This is a genomic window from Chryseobacterium sp. Bi04 (assembly GCF_918698085.1).
Taxonomy (GTDB): domain Bacteria; phylum Bacteroidota; class Bacteroidia; order Flavobacteriales; family Weeksellaceae; genus Chryseobacterium.
This window is the reverse complement of the sequence record NZ_CAKKLP010000017.1, coordinates 24,127-39,857: the sequence shown is the minus strand read 5'-3', so window position 1 is coordinate 39,857 and position 15,731 is coordinate 24,127. Positions and strand designations below refer to the sequence as shown.

At 35.3% G+C, this 15,731-nt stretch carries 13 protein-coding genes; 11 read left to right on the top strand and 2 right to left on the bottom strand.

All coding sequences use genetic code 11. The features are described from left to right. Nucleotides 1-355: 355 nt before the first annotated feature. Together LQV47_RS20245 and LQV47_RS20240 are read right to left on the bottom strand one after the other, a co-directional pair. Nucleotides 356-646 (bottom strand): HU family DNA-binding protein, encoded by a 291-nt coding sequence (locus tag LQV47_RS20245; RefSeq protein ID WP_002984212.1) that lies wholly within the window; start codon nucleotides 644-646, stop codon nucleotides 356-358. A gap of 249 nt (nucleotides 647-895) precedes the next feature. After that, on the bottom strand, nucleotides 896-1,567 hold the full coding sequence (locus LQV47_RS20240; RefSeq protein ID WP_230040905.1) for a response regulator transcription factor: 672 nt from the start codon (nucleotides 1,565-1,567) through the stop codon (nucleotides 896-898). A 203-nt stretch (nucleotides 1,568-1,770) separates the two neighbouring features. On the opposite strand from LQV47_RS20240, the gene tssO reads away from it, so the two are divergent. The 11 genes from tssO to LQV47_RS20185 all read left to right on the top strand — a co-directional run bounded on the left by tssO (nucleotide 1,771) and on the right by LQV47_RS20185 (nucleotide 15,682). Next, complete coding sequence (gene tssO, locus LQV47_RS20235) at nucleotides 1,771-2,283, top strand: type VI secretion system TssO (RefSeq protein ID WP_230040903.1); 513 nt, start codon at nucleotides 1,771-1,773, stop codon at nucleotides 2,281-2,283. Between the two features lie 11 nt (nucleotides 2,284-2,294). Continuing rightward, nucleotides 2,295-2,819, top strand: coding sequence for a type VI secretion system transmembrane protein TssO (locus LQV47_RS20230; protein WP_230040901.1), 525 nt, complete (start codon nucleotides 2,295-2,297; stop codon nucleotides 2,817-2,819). Nucleotides 2,820-2,871: 52 nt separating this feature from the next. Further along, the gene (locus LQV47_RS20225) at nucleotides 2,872-3,783 is read left to right on the top strand and encodes a PKD domain-containing protein (protein WP_230040899.1); all 912 of its coding nucleotides are present in this window, start codon (nucleotides 2,872-2,874) and stop codon (nucleotides 3,781-3,783) included. Nucleotides 3,784-3,831: 48 nt separating this feature from the next. After that, entirely contained in the window at nucleotides 3,832-6,237 is a 2,406-nt protein-coding gene (gene tssR / locus LQV47_RS20220; RefSeq protein ID WP_230040897.1) for a type VI secretion system protein TssR domain-containing protein, read from the top strand. A 550-nt stretch (nucleotides 6,238-6,787) separates the two neighbouring features. Further along, nucleotides 6,788-7,195: a type VI secretion system tube protein TssD gene (gene tssD / locus LQV47_RS20215; RefSeq protein ID WP_047494621.1), complete on the top strand. Its 408-nt coding sequence runs from the start codon at nucleotides 6,788-6,790 to the stop codon at nucleotides 7,193-7,195. A 179-nt stretch (nucleotides 7,196-7,374) separates the two neighbouring features. Then, nucleotides 7,375-9,300 (top strand): phage baseplate assembly protein V, encoded by a 1,926-nt coding sequence (locus LQV47_RS20210; protein WP_230040895.1) that lies wholly within the window; start codon nucleotides 7,375-7,377, stop codon nucleotides 9,298-9,300. A gap of 2 nt (nucleotides 9,301-9,302) precedes the next feature. After that, on the top strand, nucleotides 9,303-10,760 hold the full coding sequence (locus tag LQV47_RS20205) for a hypothetical protein (protein ID WP_230040888.1): 1,458 nt from the start codon (nucleotides 9,303-9,305) through the stop codon (nucleotides 10,758-10,760). 6 nt (nucleotides 10,761-10,766) lie between these two features. Further along, complete coding sequence (locus LQV47_RS20200) at nucleotides 10,767-11,393, top strand: hypothetical protein (RefSeq protein WP_230040886.1); 627 nt, start codon at nucleotides 10,767-10,769, stop codon at nucleotides 11,391-11,393. A 53-nt stretch (nucleotides 11,394-11,446) separates the two neighbouring features. Then, nucleotides 11,447-12,067: a hypothetical protein gene (locus LQV47_RS20195; RefSeq protein ID WP_230040884.1), complete on the top strand. Its 621-nt coding sequence runs from the start codon at nucleotides 11,447-11,449 to the stop codon at nucleotides 12,065-12,067. A gap of 213 nt (nucleotides 12,068-12,280) precedes the next feature. Then, nucleotides 12,281-12,952: a hypothetical protein gene (locus LQV47_RS20190; RefSeq protein WP_230040882.1), complete on the top strand. Its 672-nt coding sequence runs from the start codon at nucleotides 12,281-12,283 to the stop codon at nucleotides 12,950-12,952. 231 nt (nucleotides 12,953-13,183) lie between these two features. Beyond that, complete coding sequence (locus tag LQV47_RS20185; RefSeq protein WP_230040880.1) at nucleotides 13,184-15,682, top strand: ATP-dependent Clp protease ATP-binding subunit; 2,499 nt, start codon at nucleotides 13,184-13,186, stop codon at nucleotides 15,680-15,682. Nucleotides 15,683-15,731 lie beyond the last annotated feature (49 nt).

The window sequence follows — 15,731 nt, the reverse complement described above, 5'->3', positions numbered from 1 at the left end:
TAAAATTGTTAAGATTATAGGAAATTGGCTGGTGTCTCTGTTAATTCATAAATATAAATATAAGGATTTAGAATGAAAACCATTATATTTTTATTAAAATAATATTTGAAACCGGCTGTCTTCCGCGGAATCTTATAGTTGTAAATAAAAATATAGTCGGTGGGCCTTAAAACTTAAAACCACCAACTATATTATTATATTGTAAATCTCGAGAAGAAGAGATTATTTTTTCTTATGTCTGTTTGCTCTTCTTCTTTTCTTTCTCTTGTGTGTTGCAACCTTGTGTCTTTTTCTTTTCTTTCCGCTTGGCATAATTTTAATTTTTTAGTAACTAGTTAATATTCAGTTAATGTTCTTATTTTACTGCGACTTTAGTTTTTACTTTCTCCACAAAAGATTTTGATGGTTTGAAAGCAGGAATGTTATGAGCAGGAATCTCAATTGCAGTGTTTTTAGAAATATTTCTTCCTGTTTTAGCAGCTCTTGTTTTAATGATGAAAGATCCAAAACCTCTTAGATAAACGTTATCCCCATTATACATAGAAGTTCTGATCTCCTGCATAAAAGCTTCTACAACTTTCTGTGTTTCATTCTTTTCTGTTCCCAACTTATTTGAGATGGTGTTTACCAATTCTGCCTTTGTCATTTCCTTATTTTAATTTTAAATTTTAGGTGTGCAAATTTAGTTAAAAAAATTGAATACTAGCAAATTAGTGGCGAAATATTTTTGTTCTGATCGTTGAGTTTTTATTGTAAACACTATATTAAGGCAGACTTATGATGATTTAATAAATTAATAATATAGCGGTATGACAATGGTTAAAGTGAAAAAGAAGCATCCTTAGCCGGTGCAATAATAACTCCTCTTTAACACATTATAATTATTCAAACTTTTTTACATACTGGAATTATAATATCCGTTTTCTACACAAAAACGGATGAGGTGAAGTTTTGTTTTTAATCCCAGTTTTTCTGTAAGCCTGTTGATGTAAGTGTCAATAGTTCTTGTGCTTAAGTTAAGCTTTTCTGCAATTTCTTTATTGCTGTATCCTTCGTAGCAGAAGCGCATCAGCTGTATTTCTGCAGGAGAAAGTTCTTCCTGGCTTTTTTTCTGCCTATCCATGTATTCCTGTACGGCAAGTGGCTGCTGTTCCCATTCTTTGGAATAAGTATGGTAGTCAAACTCATCTGAAGCAATAGTACCTTTAATGATATCCTTAATCGTATTGCTTTTTTTCTGACAGTAATAAGTATTGGGAATCTTTGCAAGAATTTCGGCCATATCTTCCTGAAAGGTTCCGGAATAAGTAACAATAGGAGTTTCTGCATTACTTTTTCTGATATATTTTATGGCTTCAATTCCGCTTAATACCGGCATAAAGAGCTCTATAATGAACACGTCTTCCTGTCTTCTGTAGATTCTGTTTACCAGCTCATGGCCGTTATTACAGTCGTTCAGAAGCATATAGAAAGGGTTTTCCATAAGTGTTTTGATCATTATTTTTTTAAAATAAAAATCGCTGTCAGCAATGGAAAAACGCACGGTATTAGATAATATTTTACTCATTCTTAATATCGATTTGGCAAATGATATTTGAAATTCAGAGGCCTAATTTATGAAAAACTTATCAAAGAGAAAATTAATATTGGGTTAATCAGGGTTTTCACGAAATTAGCATGGGGAAAATACGTATTGTGCATAAAATTTTTTTTTTATATTTTCACAGGCCAAACAAATCGCAATTTATGTCTTCAAATCGGGAAAAAAAATTGAACAAATCTGACGTCAGAACGGGCATTTGGAAGTTTATTCTATCTTTTGCCGTTTTGTCTGTAGTTTCTTTTGCCTGTCTATTTCTCTTCTTTAAGAGTTATGATATGCAGAGAGAGGGAATCAGCAAGGAAGCTGATGCCTATAAGGAACTGATGCAAAGAAGTGATGTACTGAAAAATCATGTGGATATTATTTATGATCAAATGTCCCAACTTAATATAAATAAGGTGGAGAATGATGTTTTTCTCCGTACCAGTATTATGGATAATGTAAGGGATGCCAAAAATATCATGAGTAAGGATAGTGCCGGAAGCCTTAAGCATTATGCTGTTTTGATGAAACAGATAGGATCTATCATGAATTTAAAAAGTAAGATCATTGAAGTAGAGTATAAAAAGAAAATAGTCTTCAGAGATCTTGAAGAATGTATGGGTAAAACGGTAAGAGCCAACAGCGAACTGAGAAAAGACCCTACAAGAAATTTCACCGGAAGTAAAAGAAGAAAATAAAAAGAAAAACAATGCAAGGACAAATTACATTATCTAAAAAGGAAAGGCATTATCAGTTTTTTTATTTAATACTGATGCTTGTGATGTCTATGCTTTTTCTGGGAATTATCTTTTTAAAGGGATTTGAATCTCCATTTTCAGATGAAGATGTAAGAGGCATCCAGAATCTCGAGCAGAAAGCAGAATTCGAACAGCACCAGAAGATTGTTCTGCCTATCATGGACAGTACCTATACGATGATCACCAAACTTACGGATGAAGCCCCGCAGCCCTTTGTGGAAAACAATATTCAGGTCGGTATTAACGATTTGAATAACTACTTTAGCAACTATGATATTTCCGATATCCGAAAAGATGCTTACCCCCAAATTGCCAGGTTTTATAAAATGTATTTTGAAGACAAAAAAGTAATTTCAACAACTACTGAAGATATCAAAAGATTCGAAAAACAGGTTGAAGACTGCAGAATTGGCTTTAAAGATAAACAGAATAAACTCTATGAGCGTGAAAGTGCACTGAAAGCACGAACCCAATAGTCTCAGAATAAAATATTAGGAACTTAAACAGAACACATCACAATTATTAACTATGAATTATTTTCAAAAGAACAAAAAGAACATTATCATTGGTGTTATCGCAACATTGCTCATAGCAGCACTCGTTGCACTATGGCTGCAGAAAAAGGTGATTCACTCTGCGGATGATATTGTTGGGGTGGTTTATCCGTCCTCATTGTCTGTGGGAGATACACTTCTATTTGAAGATAAAACCCAATTTGCAAAAACCAAAAGATGGAATTTTGGAGATGGTACAACCTCTGACAAAAATAGTGGTATTCACTTTTACAACAGACCGGGATATTATCAGGTCAGCTTAATCGTTGACAATAAGTACACGAAATCTTTCCCTGTAATGGTGGCAGCAAGAAGCCTTCAGAAGGCTAAAGATACCTCAAAAATCAAGTCGACCATTGAAGCCCCTACCCAGGCAATGCAGAATGAAAACGTACAATTTCGTGCCATTTCTGAAGCTAAACAGTTTGCGTGGAAATTTGGAGAAACTGGAAATACAGATTCGAAAGATAAGCTGGCCATCTATTCTTATAAAAAACCGGGTGATTACCTGGTGACTTTATACACAGAAGAAAATCAGGAACCTATCTATCACAATATCAAAATTCTTCCTGCTTACAATGCTCTGGAAGAGGATGAAGTATCTGTAGGAGATGTATTTGATAAAATAGATAACGACTTTAAATATCATTTACAGCAGATTGCCAATGGAAACAGTTTTAATATGCACTACAACTACTTGCTGAAAACTTACCTGTGCAACAATGAGAACACCGTGGTAAAAGTAAATGACAGCAAAGTAAATAATTTCTATATGTACTGTGCAGGTCTTCAGTTTGACAAGAATACCGTGATTCAAACCGTAAAGGTGAATTTTGATGATACACAAAGCTGTGTAACTAAAGTAGATATTAACCAAAGCAAATAATACCTTCCGGCCCTGCCGGATGCGCCAATCATAAAAAGATAAAATAGGATGAGAAATACATTTCCTCTAGCAGCATATTATATAGGACTTTCAGTATTGTTGACGAGTTGCCAGGTAAAGCTTCCGTCAAAGAAAACTCCCGAACCATCTCAGTATGGAAAGGTAGATAATTCAACTGTTGTCAATGGATATCCCAAGAAATCCGTTCCATGGATTGTGATTTCAGACCGGTCAAGAAATACAGCTTATTTAGATAAAAATGACGAAAAATCATATAAAGAAGTTAAATTTTTAGAACCTTTAATGGTTTTAAAACATAGAGATGGAATGGTAAAGGTGGCCGAATATGTTCCGGATGCTTTAATGAAGAAAGTTTCATCAAAGTCTATTAAGACATATGGCTGGATTCCTGAGTCTGACCTTTTGTTATGGAACAATTCTTTAAAAAGTGAAAGAACAGGATATCCTGTAAGAGCAGCTGTAGTACCTAATAACAGCGAGGTGATCAGAAGTGCCGAAAGATACTATAAGAATGACTCTATCATTGTATTTAACTCACCAAGTCTTATTGAAACTGCCAATGTGAAAATTCCTAACGGACAGATGGTGTATGTCTATAAGCAGGCTGAGAATAATAAGAGGTTTCTGGTAGGTAAAAAGCCTTCTCTTGACATAGACAGTATCAGTACAGGTCTTTACGGATGGGTGAGCTCCAATGTGATTTCTACATGGGGAGAACGTTCTGCTATAAAGCTGAAAAACACCACAGGAATTAATGATTCCGAATTAGGGATACATGAAGGTTATCCGGGTGGATCAGCCTCAGATGCCACTAATAAAACAGCTATTCTTATTTCAGATATCAACAAAAGATCACCTTTGGAAAATATTTATCCGGTGAATCTGCCGTTGGATGAAGCTCCTACTCCGGATATCAAAACAAAATATTTTACCAATATTTTAGATTACAGTAAAAACTATGTTTACAATGTTTTAGGTGAACCTATTTATTTTGACCGTTACAGGGAAATTACAGAAAGGGATAAAAATATCAATATTGTTTTTGCACTGGATGTAAGTGCGCCTAATGCACCATACGCACCTATTGTAAAATCATTATTACAGGATTTACAGCTTAGATTTGAAAAACCATCTTATTTCAGTAACGTTAAGTATGGAGTGGTTTTGTATAAAAATAACCCTTGCGGAAGCAATACTTCAGTTTCGAACTTAAGTGCAGACTACAGTAAAATCACAACATTCATTACTGAAAAAACAAATGAAATGAACTGTAGCAGTAATAGTGGTTATCAACCGGTAGGAGAGGCACTTTCTGCGGCAGGAAATCTTCTTTCAAACGTTCCGGATGAAACGAATATTGTAGTAACTGTAGGAACTTCTGCCAACCAAAGCGGAAATATGTACAGTGTGATCAGTTCTCTTACCCAGGCTCAGGCAAGGCTAATTATGTTCCAGACAAGCGCAAGATCATCAGATACTTATAACGACTTCGTATTGATGGCCGAAAATATAGTAACCAATACGGCGAAAAATATTGCGGAGCTTAAAAAACAAAAGATTATCAATCAATATGATGTTCTTACCAAGAATAATTTCAGCCTTGTAGAAGGGGATGAAGGGTTCTTCTCATTGGCCTATCCTAAGCAGAGTATGTCTCAGGGCTATGTTATTTTTCCTAAAAAAGGAGATATTGCAACTCCGGGATACCTGAAAAAATCTGTGGATAGCCTTATAGCACAGGTTACTGCCGATAATGAGGCTATTGACCAGTCGCTTAATGAGTATTTCCATTCTTCCGTAGGAGCAGGAAAGACGGATGTTGACTTAAAATATAAATATCTGTATCCGGGACTTACCAATCCTGTATCTGCAGGAATTGCAGCTCAGCTGATTAACTATGGAAGCCCATTCCTGGTAAAAGGATATATCCCGAAAGATTTAAAAGAATTCACACCGGTAATAGAAAAAGGAATCCTTATTTCTGAATCGGAATATGATAATCTTAAAGCTTTCTATACTGAAGTCTACAGGAATACAGAAGCTGACAAGCCTGGATTTAACCAGTCAAAAGCGGTTAAAGAATATGTAAAACTTCTGAAGAAATACAATCCAACAATAAAATTCCTTGACAAAGGAGCTCTTTACGAACAGCCGATGTCTTATGCAATAGGAATGAGTACCGGATTTGATCTTACAGAAGAAGAACTGATGGCTAAATATAAGCTTAAAGGCTGGAGAAAATCTAAAATTGTTCCTAGTGAGACCGTGAAGAATTATTTCCATCATTATAAAGACCTTGCAGATAGAATGCTTGCCAACAGAAATAACCCGGCAGTGAAAATTCAGCAGAACGGACAGACGTTCTATTGGCTTAACGAGTATTTTACCCCAACAAGAATTCCAACAGAGCAGCCGGAATACACTAAACATTAATTGTTTATTTTTATAATATCAAAAGCAGAAGAGACCTACTTCTGCTTTTTTTGTGTCTGTTTGGGGAGGAAGGGAGTTAAGAGTTAAGAGTTAAGAGTTGAGAGTTGGGAGTTGGGAGTTGGGAGTTGGGAGGCAGGATATGGTATATACCTAAGATTGAATATTAGTTTTTTGCTTGACCTACTAGGATGTATGGATACATCAAATAACATTTAAATATGGATTCATAATTCTTAATCAAAAAACAAATGTAGAGGCTCATTTTAGTGCTGTAAATTTAATTTTTATGCCCTGAAAAGAGTTCTATTTCTCTTTTAAGTGGAAAATTACTTTTTTAACTTAAAAATTGAAGTTACTTAAATCCCTTTACTGTAGAGAGTTACCTGGATGTTTATAAATCTAATGTCGTAGAATTACTACACAAAATCGTAGAACTACTACAATTTTTCAGATTTACATTCAAAAGTTTTTTTTAGAGAAAAAGACCCTCTATATTTGCTGAACAATCACCGAATCACAAAATATTATTAACGATTAAAATTTACAAATCATGGCAGAAAGAAATTCGAGAGGAATCTTAAAATTCAATGGAGGAGAAGGACAAAAGCTATTAAAAATGAAATATAGCGTATCCAGATCTACCGATGTATCCGGACGTGTAGCATCAGATCCTTCTAACGCATTAATCAAAGTAACAGTAGAAGCAACAGAGAAGTCTGATATTCTTGAAAGTTTACTGAATGGTAAGTACAAGCCTACTGTAGGTGAAATTACATTCAACAAATCTCACGAAGAAGGAACATTAATTACTTTGAACTGGCAAAACGGATATGTCATCCAACACCAGGTAGAATTTGATGCTATTGACAGTAACAGTATGTTGATCAGCTTCGTAGTAAGTGCTGAAACAATCGACTACGGTACTTCTCAATATGCAGGACTTTGGCCAAGCAGCTAAAATTGACACATTATCACACATTCATACGAAAAAAGACTGTCCTTATCAAAGACGGTCTTTTTTTCTAAGATAAAGGTTTACGGAAATTCATTTTTATCACTTCGATAGGAAATACTAAATGATTATTTCGTGAAATATTACTATCTTTAAACAAACACAAACACAAACACAAAATACATATGAAAACTGACTTAAACGGATCTTCCTTCCGTCCGTCACAAAATGCAGATGCCATATCCGAAAACCATCATGCAGGGATCAACCGGTTAGTGAAATTATCACTGGTTGTGGAAGGTAAAATGATAAGATACTATAAACATTTCACTCTTAAGCAACGGGCAGATCGTCACCATGAATTTACTCTTATCCTTGCCCACGATGCTTTGGAAGAACAGCAGAATCATACCCTTGAAGAAGCTAATAAATTTTTAGGAAAACGCCTTACAGCAGTTATCTCCTATAAAGACATTGAGAAAAGCCCCGAAAGAAACTTTGTGGGGATTATTACAAAAGTAGGTTTCAGCCAGGATAAAATGAGCCTCGGAAATATTGTATTGTCAGGGTATAGTCCTACCATATTATTGGATGGAGCTCCCCATATTCAGAGCTTTGGCGGAGGCCAGCCCGTTAATATGGGAATTATTGCTGCAGATGTTATCAAACAGGGGATTGACAAAGAACGTTTTGATATAAGAATTGATACCAACGATTACTCCCAGATTATCTACAGCAGTCAATACGATGAAACCCATTACAACTACCTTGCAAGAATGGCAGAAGCATATGGCGAACAGTTTTACTATGACGGCGAAGTTTTGCACTTTGGAAAACTTCCGCCACAGAATAAACCGATAAAACTGATCTACGGAAGTAATGCAGATAACATCAAAGTAGAATTAAAAGCGGTACATACCAAGCCTCAATACTATGGCTACAACAGCAGTAAAAATGAAAAACTGACTTCCGGTGATACACCTGTTACCCATGTGGGAGATCTTGCCAAGACAGCATACAGCCATAACGAAAAAATTTATAAAACTCCGGCACTTCAGGTAGCCCCTATAAAGGCATCTACCCATTTGGATGTAGAAAATTCCCAAAAAAGTACCTCCGGAAGTGAAGCCGTAAGTGTATTTTCAGTTTCAGGATCTACAACAGTCCCTTTTCTGCACCCCGGATGTGTGGCAGATATCCATATGAGAAGACCGGATAGCAATGAAACCTCCTATTTTACTAAAGTGATGGTGACAGAAGCTGTACATGAAATTGATACCATTGGACATTATACCGGCAGTTTTGAATCTATAGCTGCCGATACAGGTTTCCTGCCGAAACCGGAATTTAAAGTACCTGCCGCACAACCTCAGATTGCCACAGTCATTTCCAATGCCGACCCTGAAGGACAGGGAAGGGTTCAGGTAAGATTCGACTGGCAGATGAATGACACAACCCATTTTATAAGAATGATGAGTCCTGATGCGGGAGGAACTGATCAAATTACTCAAAACCGGGGATATGTAGCCATTCCTGAAGTAGGAGACCAGGTAATGGTTAATTTTGTCCACAGCCATCCCGATAGACCATTCGTTATGGGCGGAATGTTCCATGGGGGAATAGGCCTTGGAGGTGGAGCAGATAACCGTGTAAAATCGATCCAAACCAGAAGCGGCCACAAGGTAGTTTTCACAGAAGATGAAAGCATCATTATCACGGATAAGAGCGGAAATGAGATTCATCTGGATACTACAGGAAGCAATATCAATATTACTGCACCTGAAACCATGACCCTGAATTGTAAGAACATGAATATTAATGTGAGTGAAAGCATGAATACAACGGTGGGGATGAATAAATCGGACAGTATTGGCCTGAATAATACAAAAAGTGTGGGAGCAATGAAGCTGACTTCCGTAATGGGTGATGCAAGTACATTTATTACGGGAAAACTGACTGAAATTATTGAAGGAGATGTGCACAGTGAAACAAAGAAAGGACGGAATGAGATTTCTGAAAAAGAAATGAACATAAGTTCTAATGCTTCGATTAATAAACATGCACAGAAGGAAGTACAAAATAATAGTGGGGAGAAATCTAAAGCACATTAATCATGAGCCGAACAAGAATTGTAAAAGGTACTTATAATAAAATCTCTCATGAAGACCACAATATGTATTCTCAGGAGAATATTATTTCGCGAGCCTATAAATGGTTTACAGAAAAGGGTGATAAAAAAGGAGTGAGTCATGGTACACCAAATGATCCTCCTCCATCAGAGATAAAAGCAAAATGTGTTGTACATTTTCGTAGTAAAAATGGATGGAAAGGTGAAGAATATGGTTTTGACTGGATGAGATTAGGTGAAACATCCAATTTTGGTGATGTTAATTATGAAGATATTGTAGCGAAGCAATATACAGATGCCACTTATGCCACATTAGAAAGAGATATTAATGAATATGATGGAAGTTTTAAAAAGGCTCCTACTTTATATTCTAAGCTAAAGCAGGTATATGGTGTATACAGTATTCCGTGGAAGAAAAAAGCGGATGGTACGCTTGAAAATTATTACTGCTCCTGGCTATCACTTTATCCTTCACAAATTAAAGATACTAAAACGAACCAGCTTACCGCTTCCAATTTTAAAAATACCAAAGCTATTTTAAGCCTGAATATTGAAGTTGATGAGGAACCGGATACTTTAAGATTTAAAGAAAATAAACTTTTTAAAATTTCTCCCATGGAGATTACACCTAAAACAAAAGGTAAACATGATCTTAAAGATTTTGTAACTATAGAATGTCTGGAAGAATTTTCAGATGATCAGATTATAGAAGTGATTGCCGTTAAGAAAGACAGTGCTGGTCTTGAAGTTTCTGAAGTAGCGGGCAGATTAAATGTTTGGGCTAATCATGCTGCAAAAAGGAAAAAATCAAAAATACTTATTATTAATTTAGAAACCGATATAAATGGTAAAAAGGCAGGGAATTCTACTGGTCAAAAGGAATTATTTGAAAGTTACTTGAGACAAGCACTTATAGAAGCAGATGTAGAAACCGAAACTGTAGATATGTCTGGTGATGCTCATTTTCAAATTGGAGGTAGATATGTGATTGGAGGGAAAATAGCAGCTTATTATGAGCCTGCTGGCAATGCTCCTTCCGGATTTGTTGCATTACAAAACTATGTTTACAATAAAGTGAAAGAAAACTTAAAAAGTAATAATATTCCTGAAACAAAATATAACAAATACTATGTCGCTATTTATTTAGGTGAAAATGGAGGTTTTGTTGATGCATCAGGAAATGTTAGGGGGCTTAATGGGTATAGTTCTGGGAATTTTGTGGTATTATTTCCTTCAAAAAATAATCAAACAGCAGCTCACGAATTTCTACATAGTTTTGCATTGCCACATAGTTTTACCAATTCAGAGGCTGATGCAAAGGCACAATTTACTTATGAATATGCCAAAACAGAAAATATTATGGACTATTCACATCACATTCCGGAAACACGTTATAATCTTTGGAAGTGGCAGTGGATAATCGCTAATGACAATGCAAAATAAAATTCTATGAAAAAAATAATGTTTTTTTTAAGTTTACTAATAATCCTTTCTTGCAAATCACAAAATACAAAAAATATGTTGCCTTTAATTGATAATAATTTTGAAAAATTTGATAATATCAGATATAATGAACTCCATCAGAACAAATCAAGTTCTGTTTATGAAAAACTAAATGATGGGACAATTATAGAAAGGATTAAAATAAACTCAGGATCTGCCTATTATGAATCACCTCCAAAATCATATTTTATGATTTTTAAAGATTTTTATCCCTCTGATAATATAAGAAAAAAAGGGCTGAAGTTTAATGTGTGGGGAGGTTTTCAAAAAGGTACTTGGTATGAATTTGATGAAAAAGGAAATTTAATAAAGGAAATAGATTATGACAAACCTTACAAATTTTCATTTGAAGATATCTTAAGATTCTGTGAAAAAGAAGGGATTCCTTTAACCAAAGGTCCTGTATTACAAAGTACAGGTTTTCATACCATCATTACCCGAAGAATAGAAAATGAAAAACCTATTTGGGAGATAGAATGGCTTAAAAAGCCAAGTTTAGTTGAAAATATTATTTTAGATGGTATTTCCGGCAAAGAAATTTCGAGAAAAGAATCGAAGTTTACTAACAATTAATGTTTGTTGTTACAGGAACAGGAATAAACAATAATAATATAAAACAGAATTTTATGAAAAAAATATTGTTTTTTCTAAGTTTAGTAATAATCTTTTCTTGCAAATCACAACATAAAAAAAGTATGTTGCCTTTAATAGATAATCATAGTGAAATATTCAATGCAAATAAGTTTCCTGATATTGATAAATTAGAAAATGTAAATAAAAAGACAGATTCTGGTTTTATTGAAATAATGAAAAATAAAACCAATATTAGCTATAAATTCACACCTAATAATTCGTTATTCAAGATTGTAAAAGTATATTACTTAAATAATATCATACAGACTAAAGGTATAACTCTTAATTTGCCCTGGAGTACCTTTCTTAAGGGTACTTGGTACGAATTTGATGAAAAGGGAAATTTAATCAAGGAAGTAGATTATGACAAACCTTACAAATTTTCATTTGAAGATATCTTAAAATTCTGTATGAAAGAAGGAATTCCTTTAACCAAAGGTCTTGTATTACAAAGTACAGGTTTTCATACCATCATTACCCGAAGAATAGAAAATGAAAAACCTATTTGGGAGATAGAATGGCTTAAAAAGCCAAGTTTAGTTGAAAATATTATTTTAGATGGTATTTCCGGCAAAGAAATTTCGAGAAAAGAATCGAAGTTTACTAACAATTAATCTTATCTCAACAAAGAATTTTTAATTAAGATAAACGTAGGAGAAGAATCCATATCGACGATTCCAGTGATGAAAAGGAAAATCTCCATACCATTTGATATGAAGAGCGGAATCAAAGGGTTACATAGCCAATATTTATTCTATAGCTCTTTGTTTATTTTACACTATATTGCCAAAAACAAAACCATAAAACCAATTAAACAAAATCTGCCAATGAGTACCATTACTACCCATTTAAAATACTTTTCAAAACTATCTGCAGCATTTATTTTCAGTGTCCTGCAGATTTACGCAATAGGAGTTTTTTCCACCATCATTACCCTTGTACTGGGAATTTATATTTTAGCAGACAGTTTAGGTTCGTCATTAGGACACAGTGGTGCACTCGCATTTTTAGTGGCTACTGTTACGGCAAAACCAGTTTCTGCGGGTATTTTCTATCTGCTGATCATCATAGCCCCTTTCTTTACTGTTATGTTTGCCACAAAATATGCGATGTCTGTGGTGATCAGTAAACTGTTGCAGGATCATTCCAAAACGATTGTAGTTCCTTTTATTGAAAAGGTGATTGGGATATGTAAGGCAAAGCAGCCTACTGTTATCCGAACCGGTTCAGATTTTGCCATTGCAAAAGTCAAACTGTTGAATGAGTTTAAAAACAGCTCAGAAAATAAAATAGTAAAACGCGCTGTAAGCTATGCTTTAGGCAAAATAAAATTCGATGAACTGAACTTATCTGCGGATAATGCAGATTTTTCAGATATCATTAAAGTGGCACTTATTGAAAAACTTCAGGAACTGGCAGAGCCTTCTGCTATGTTGTTCTATATCTTTATTGGCCTGCAATGGGTAAGTTTAATTTTACTTTATTTTCTAAAAATATAAAATGTTGTATTCTACATAGAAAAAAGGCAATCATTTGACAACGCAGACCTGTCCTGAAAATTAAAAAATAGCATGGTTACTTCTCTAATTGAAGAATTAACTATCTTTATCTCGTTTTAGAATAAAATATTTAATTTTAGGCAGATAAAAAATAATGGCTTCTGATTCTCCGCCATGAGATCATAAGTCTTACAAAACAGAGCGCAAATATTAATATAAGAAAAATTATAAATGGGAGTACTAGTAACCAACGAAACAGTAAAACAGCTATTTCATATTGCTCAGTCTATAGCGAAGGAAAATTATAATGCTACTTATGGTGGACCTCATATTCTTCAGGCTTTAATGCACAAAGATATCGGACTTAATGAATTTTTGAAAAGCATCGATAAAGATCCGGGATATTTCTACGAATGGGCAGATGTCCGTATTGAAGAATATCCTAAAACAGCCCACCTTCCTGATGAAGTGGCTCAGGATGATGCCATTGATACCCTTGTGGAAGAAGCAGACGATATCCGTTTAAAATTAGGTTTGGATGAGATCACACCGATCTGTATCCTTACTGCTATTGTAAAACCACAGGTTGTATTTACTCTTCAGCAGTTGAAATCACTTCCATTGAGAGAACATGAGATCTTTAACCTGTATAGAAAAGATACTCCTTTCACCGTATCTGAAAATGGAGATTTTGCGTCTTTATTTTCAAATGGTTCAGACTTTTCAGACTCTTCCTTTCCATCTATTAAAAGCTATTGTGTAGACAGAACAGCACAGGCCAGAAACGGAGATCTGGAAAATATAATAGGACGAGACAAAGAACTTAGAATGCTGGTAGAGATTCTTTGCCGCAGAAGTAAGCCGAATGTCATTATTATTGGCGAACCGGGAGTTGGAAAAACAGCTTTAGTAGAAGGTTTTGCTATTGAAATTACCAAAGGGAATGTTCCTGAAATGCTTAAAAACGGAACCCTTTTAGAACTGGACACAGGAGCTTTACTGGCCGGAACTTCTTATAAAGGTGAAATAGAAGACCGCCTGAAAAAAATAATCAATGAATGTAAGAAAATTGAAAAAGCAATCCTTTTCATTGATGAAATTCATACCCTTTTAGATCCGAAAGGCAGCATAGGAAATGTTGCCAATCTTCTGAAACCGGAATTGGCAAGAGGTGAAATTACGGTCATTGGAGCTACTACCCAGGAAGAATATAGAAAAATTATAGAACCGGAACAGGCTTTCAACCGTCGTTTTGAAGTGCTGACGGTTAATGAACCGGATGAGCAGACTTGCGTGAAAATGATCGATGTACTGCTTGATGGCTATAAAAAGCACCATGGTATTGAAGTGGAAAAAACTGCCATTCCGGAATGTGTACGTCTGGCTAAAAGATATGCAAAAGGTAAAAAATTACCCGATGCAGCCATCGATTTATTAGACAGAACCATGGCTGCTATTAAAATGCTTGACGAACTTTCAGAAAAAGAACTGGAAAGCTGGAAAGCAAGCTATGAAGAGATTTTAAAAGAAGAATATACAGACAATAAAGACCAGGCTGATGAATTGATCTGGACTTATAATCTGTTGCGTGATAAAATAAGCCCTATTTTATGGGGATCACTGAGCGAACAACCTGCTATTGACAATTCAATGCCGGTAGAGCAGATTCATAAAATTATTGATGATACTTACGAAGAGCTTCTGCAGCATGCAGCGAAGAAAAGAGAAAAAGTAGGAAGATTAGAGCTGGCTGCTGTGATGGCTGCTAAAACCAATATCCCAATCGGTAAAATTCAGGCTCAGGAAAAAGAAAAACTCCTGAACATGGAATCCCTTCTGTTAAATAGAGTAGTAGGGCAGGATCATGCATTGAAAATCCTTTCCGATGCTATTGTTGAAAACCGAAGCGGATTGAATAAACCGGGACAGCCCATTGGTTCGTTCTTCCTTTTAGGACCTACAGGAACCGGTAAAACTGAGCTTGCAAAATCAATGGCAGAATTGCTTTTCAACGATGAAAAAGCAATGGTACGCTTTGATATGTCAGAGTTTAAAGAAGAACATTCTGCCGCGTTACTATACGGTGCGCCTCCCGGATATGTAGGATATGAAGAAGGAGGTATGCTGGTTAACAAAATAAGACAGCAGCCATATACTGTTGTTTTATTTGATGAGATTGAAAAAGCTCACCATTCTGTTTTTGATGTATTCCTTCAGATCATGGACGAAGGAAAGGTTCATGATAAACTAGGAAAAGAAGGAGATTTCAGTAATGCATTAATCCTTTTTACATCCAATATCGGAAGTGAAGAAATTGTAAAACAGTTTGAAGAAGGAAAAATTCCGGAGTCATCTTCACTGATGCAGATCATGTCAGGTTCAGGAAGATTCAGACCCGAGTTTTTGGCAAGAATTACAGAAATTATTCCTTTTGCACCGATCACAGAGTCTATTGCAGAAAGAATTTTCAATATCCAGCTGAAATCACTTCATACTTCATTGACGAGATTAGGAATAGCCTTGAAAATTAGTGATGAGGCTGTGAAAAACCTTGCATTGGGAGGGTTCAGCAGTAAATACGGAGCAAGACAGATCTCCGGAGTGATCCGTGCCCAATTGGCAAGGCCTATCTCCAAAATGATTGTAAGAGAAGAAGTGAAATCCGGCCAGACCATCCATGTGGATTGGAATACAGAAGAAGACAAACTGAGCTGGAAAGTAGACTCATAATAAAGTAAAAAGGCTGACTGGCAAATCTGCTCTTTAGCCTTTTTATTTT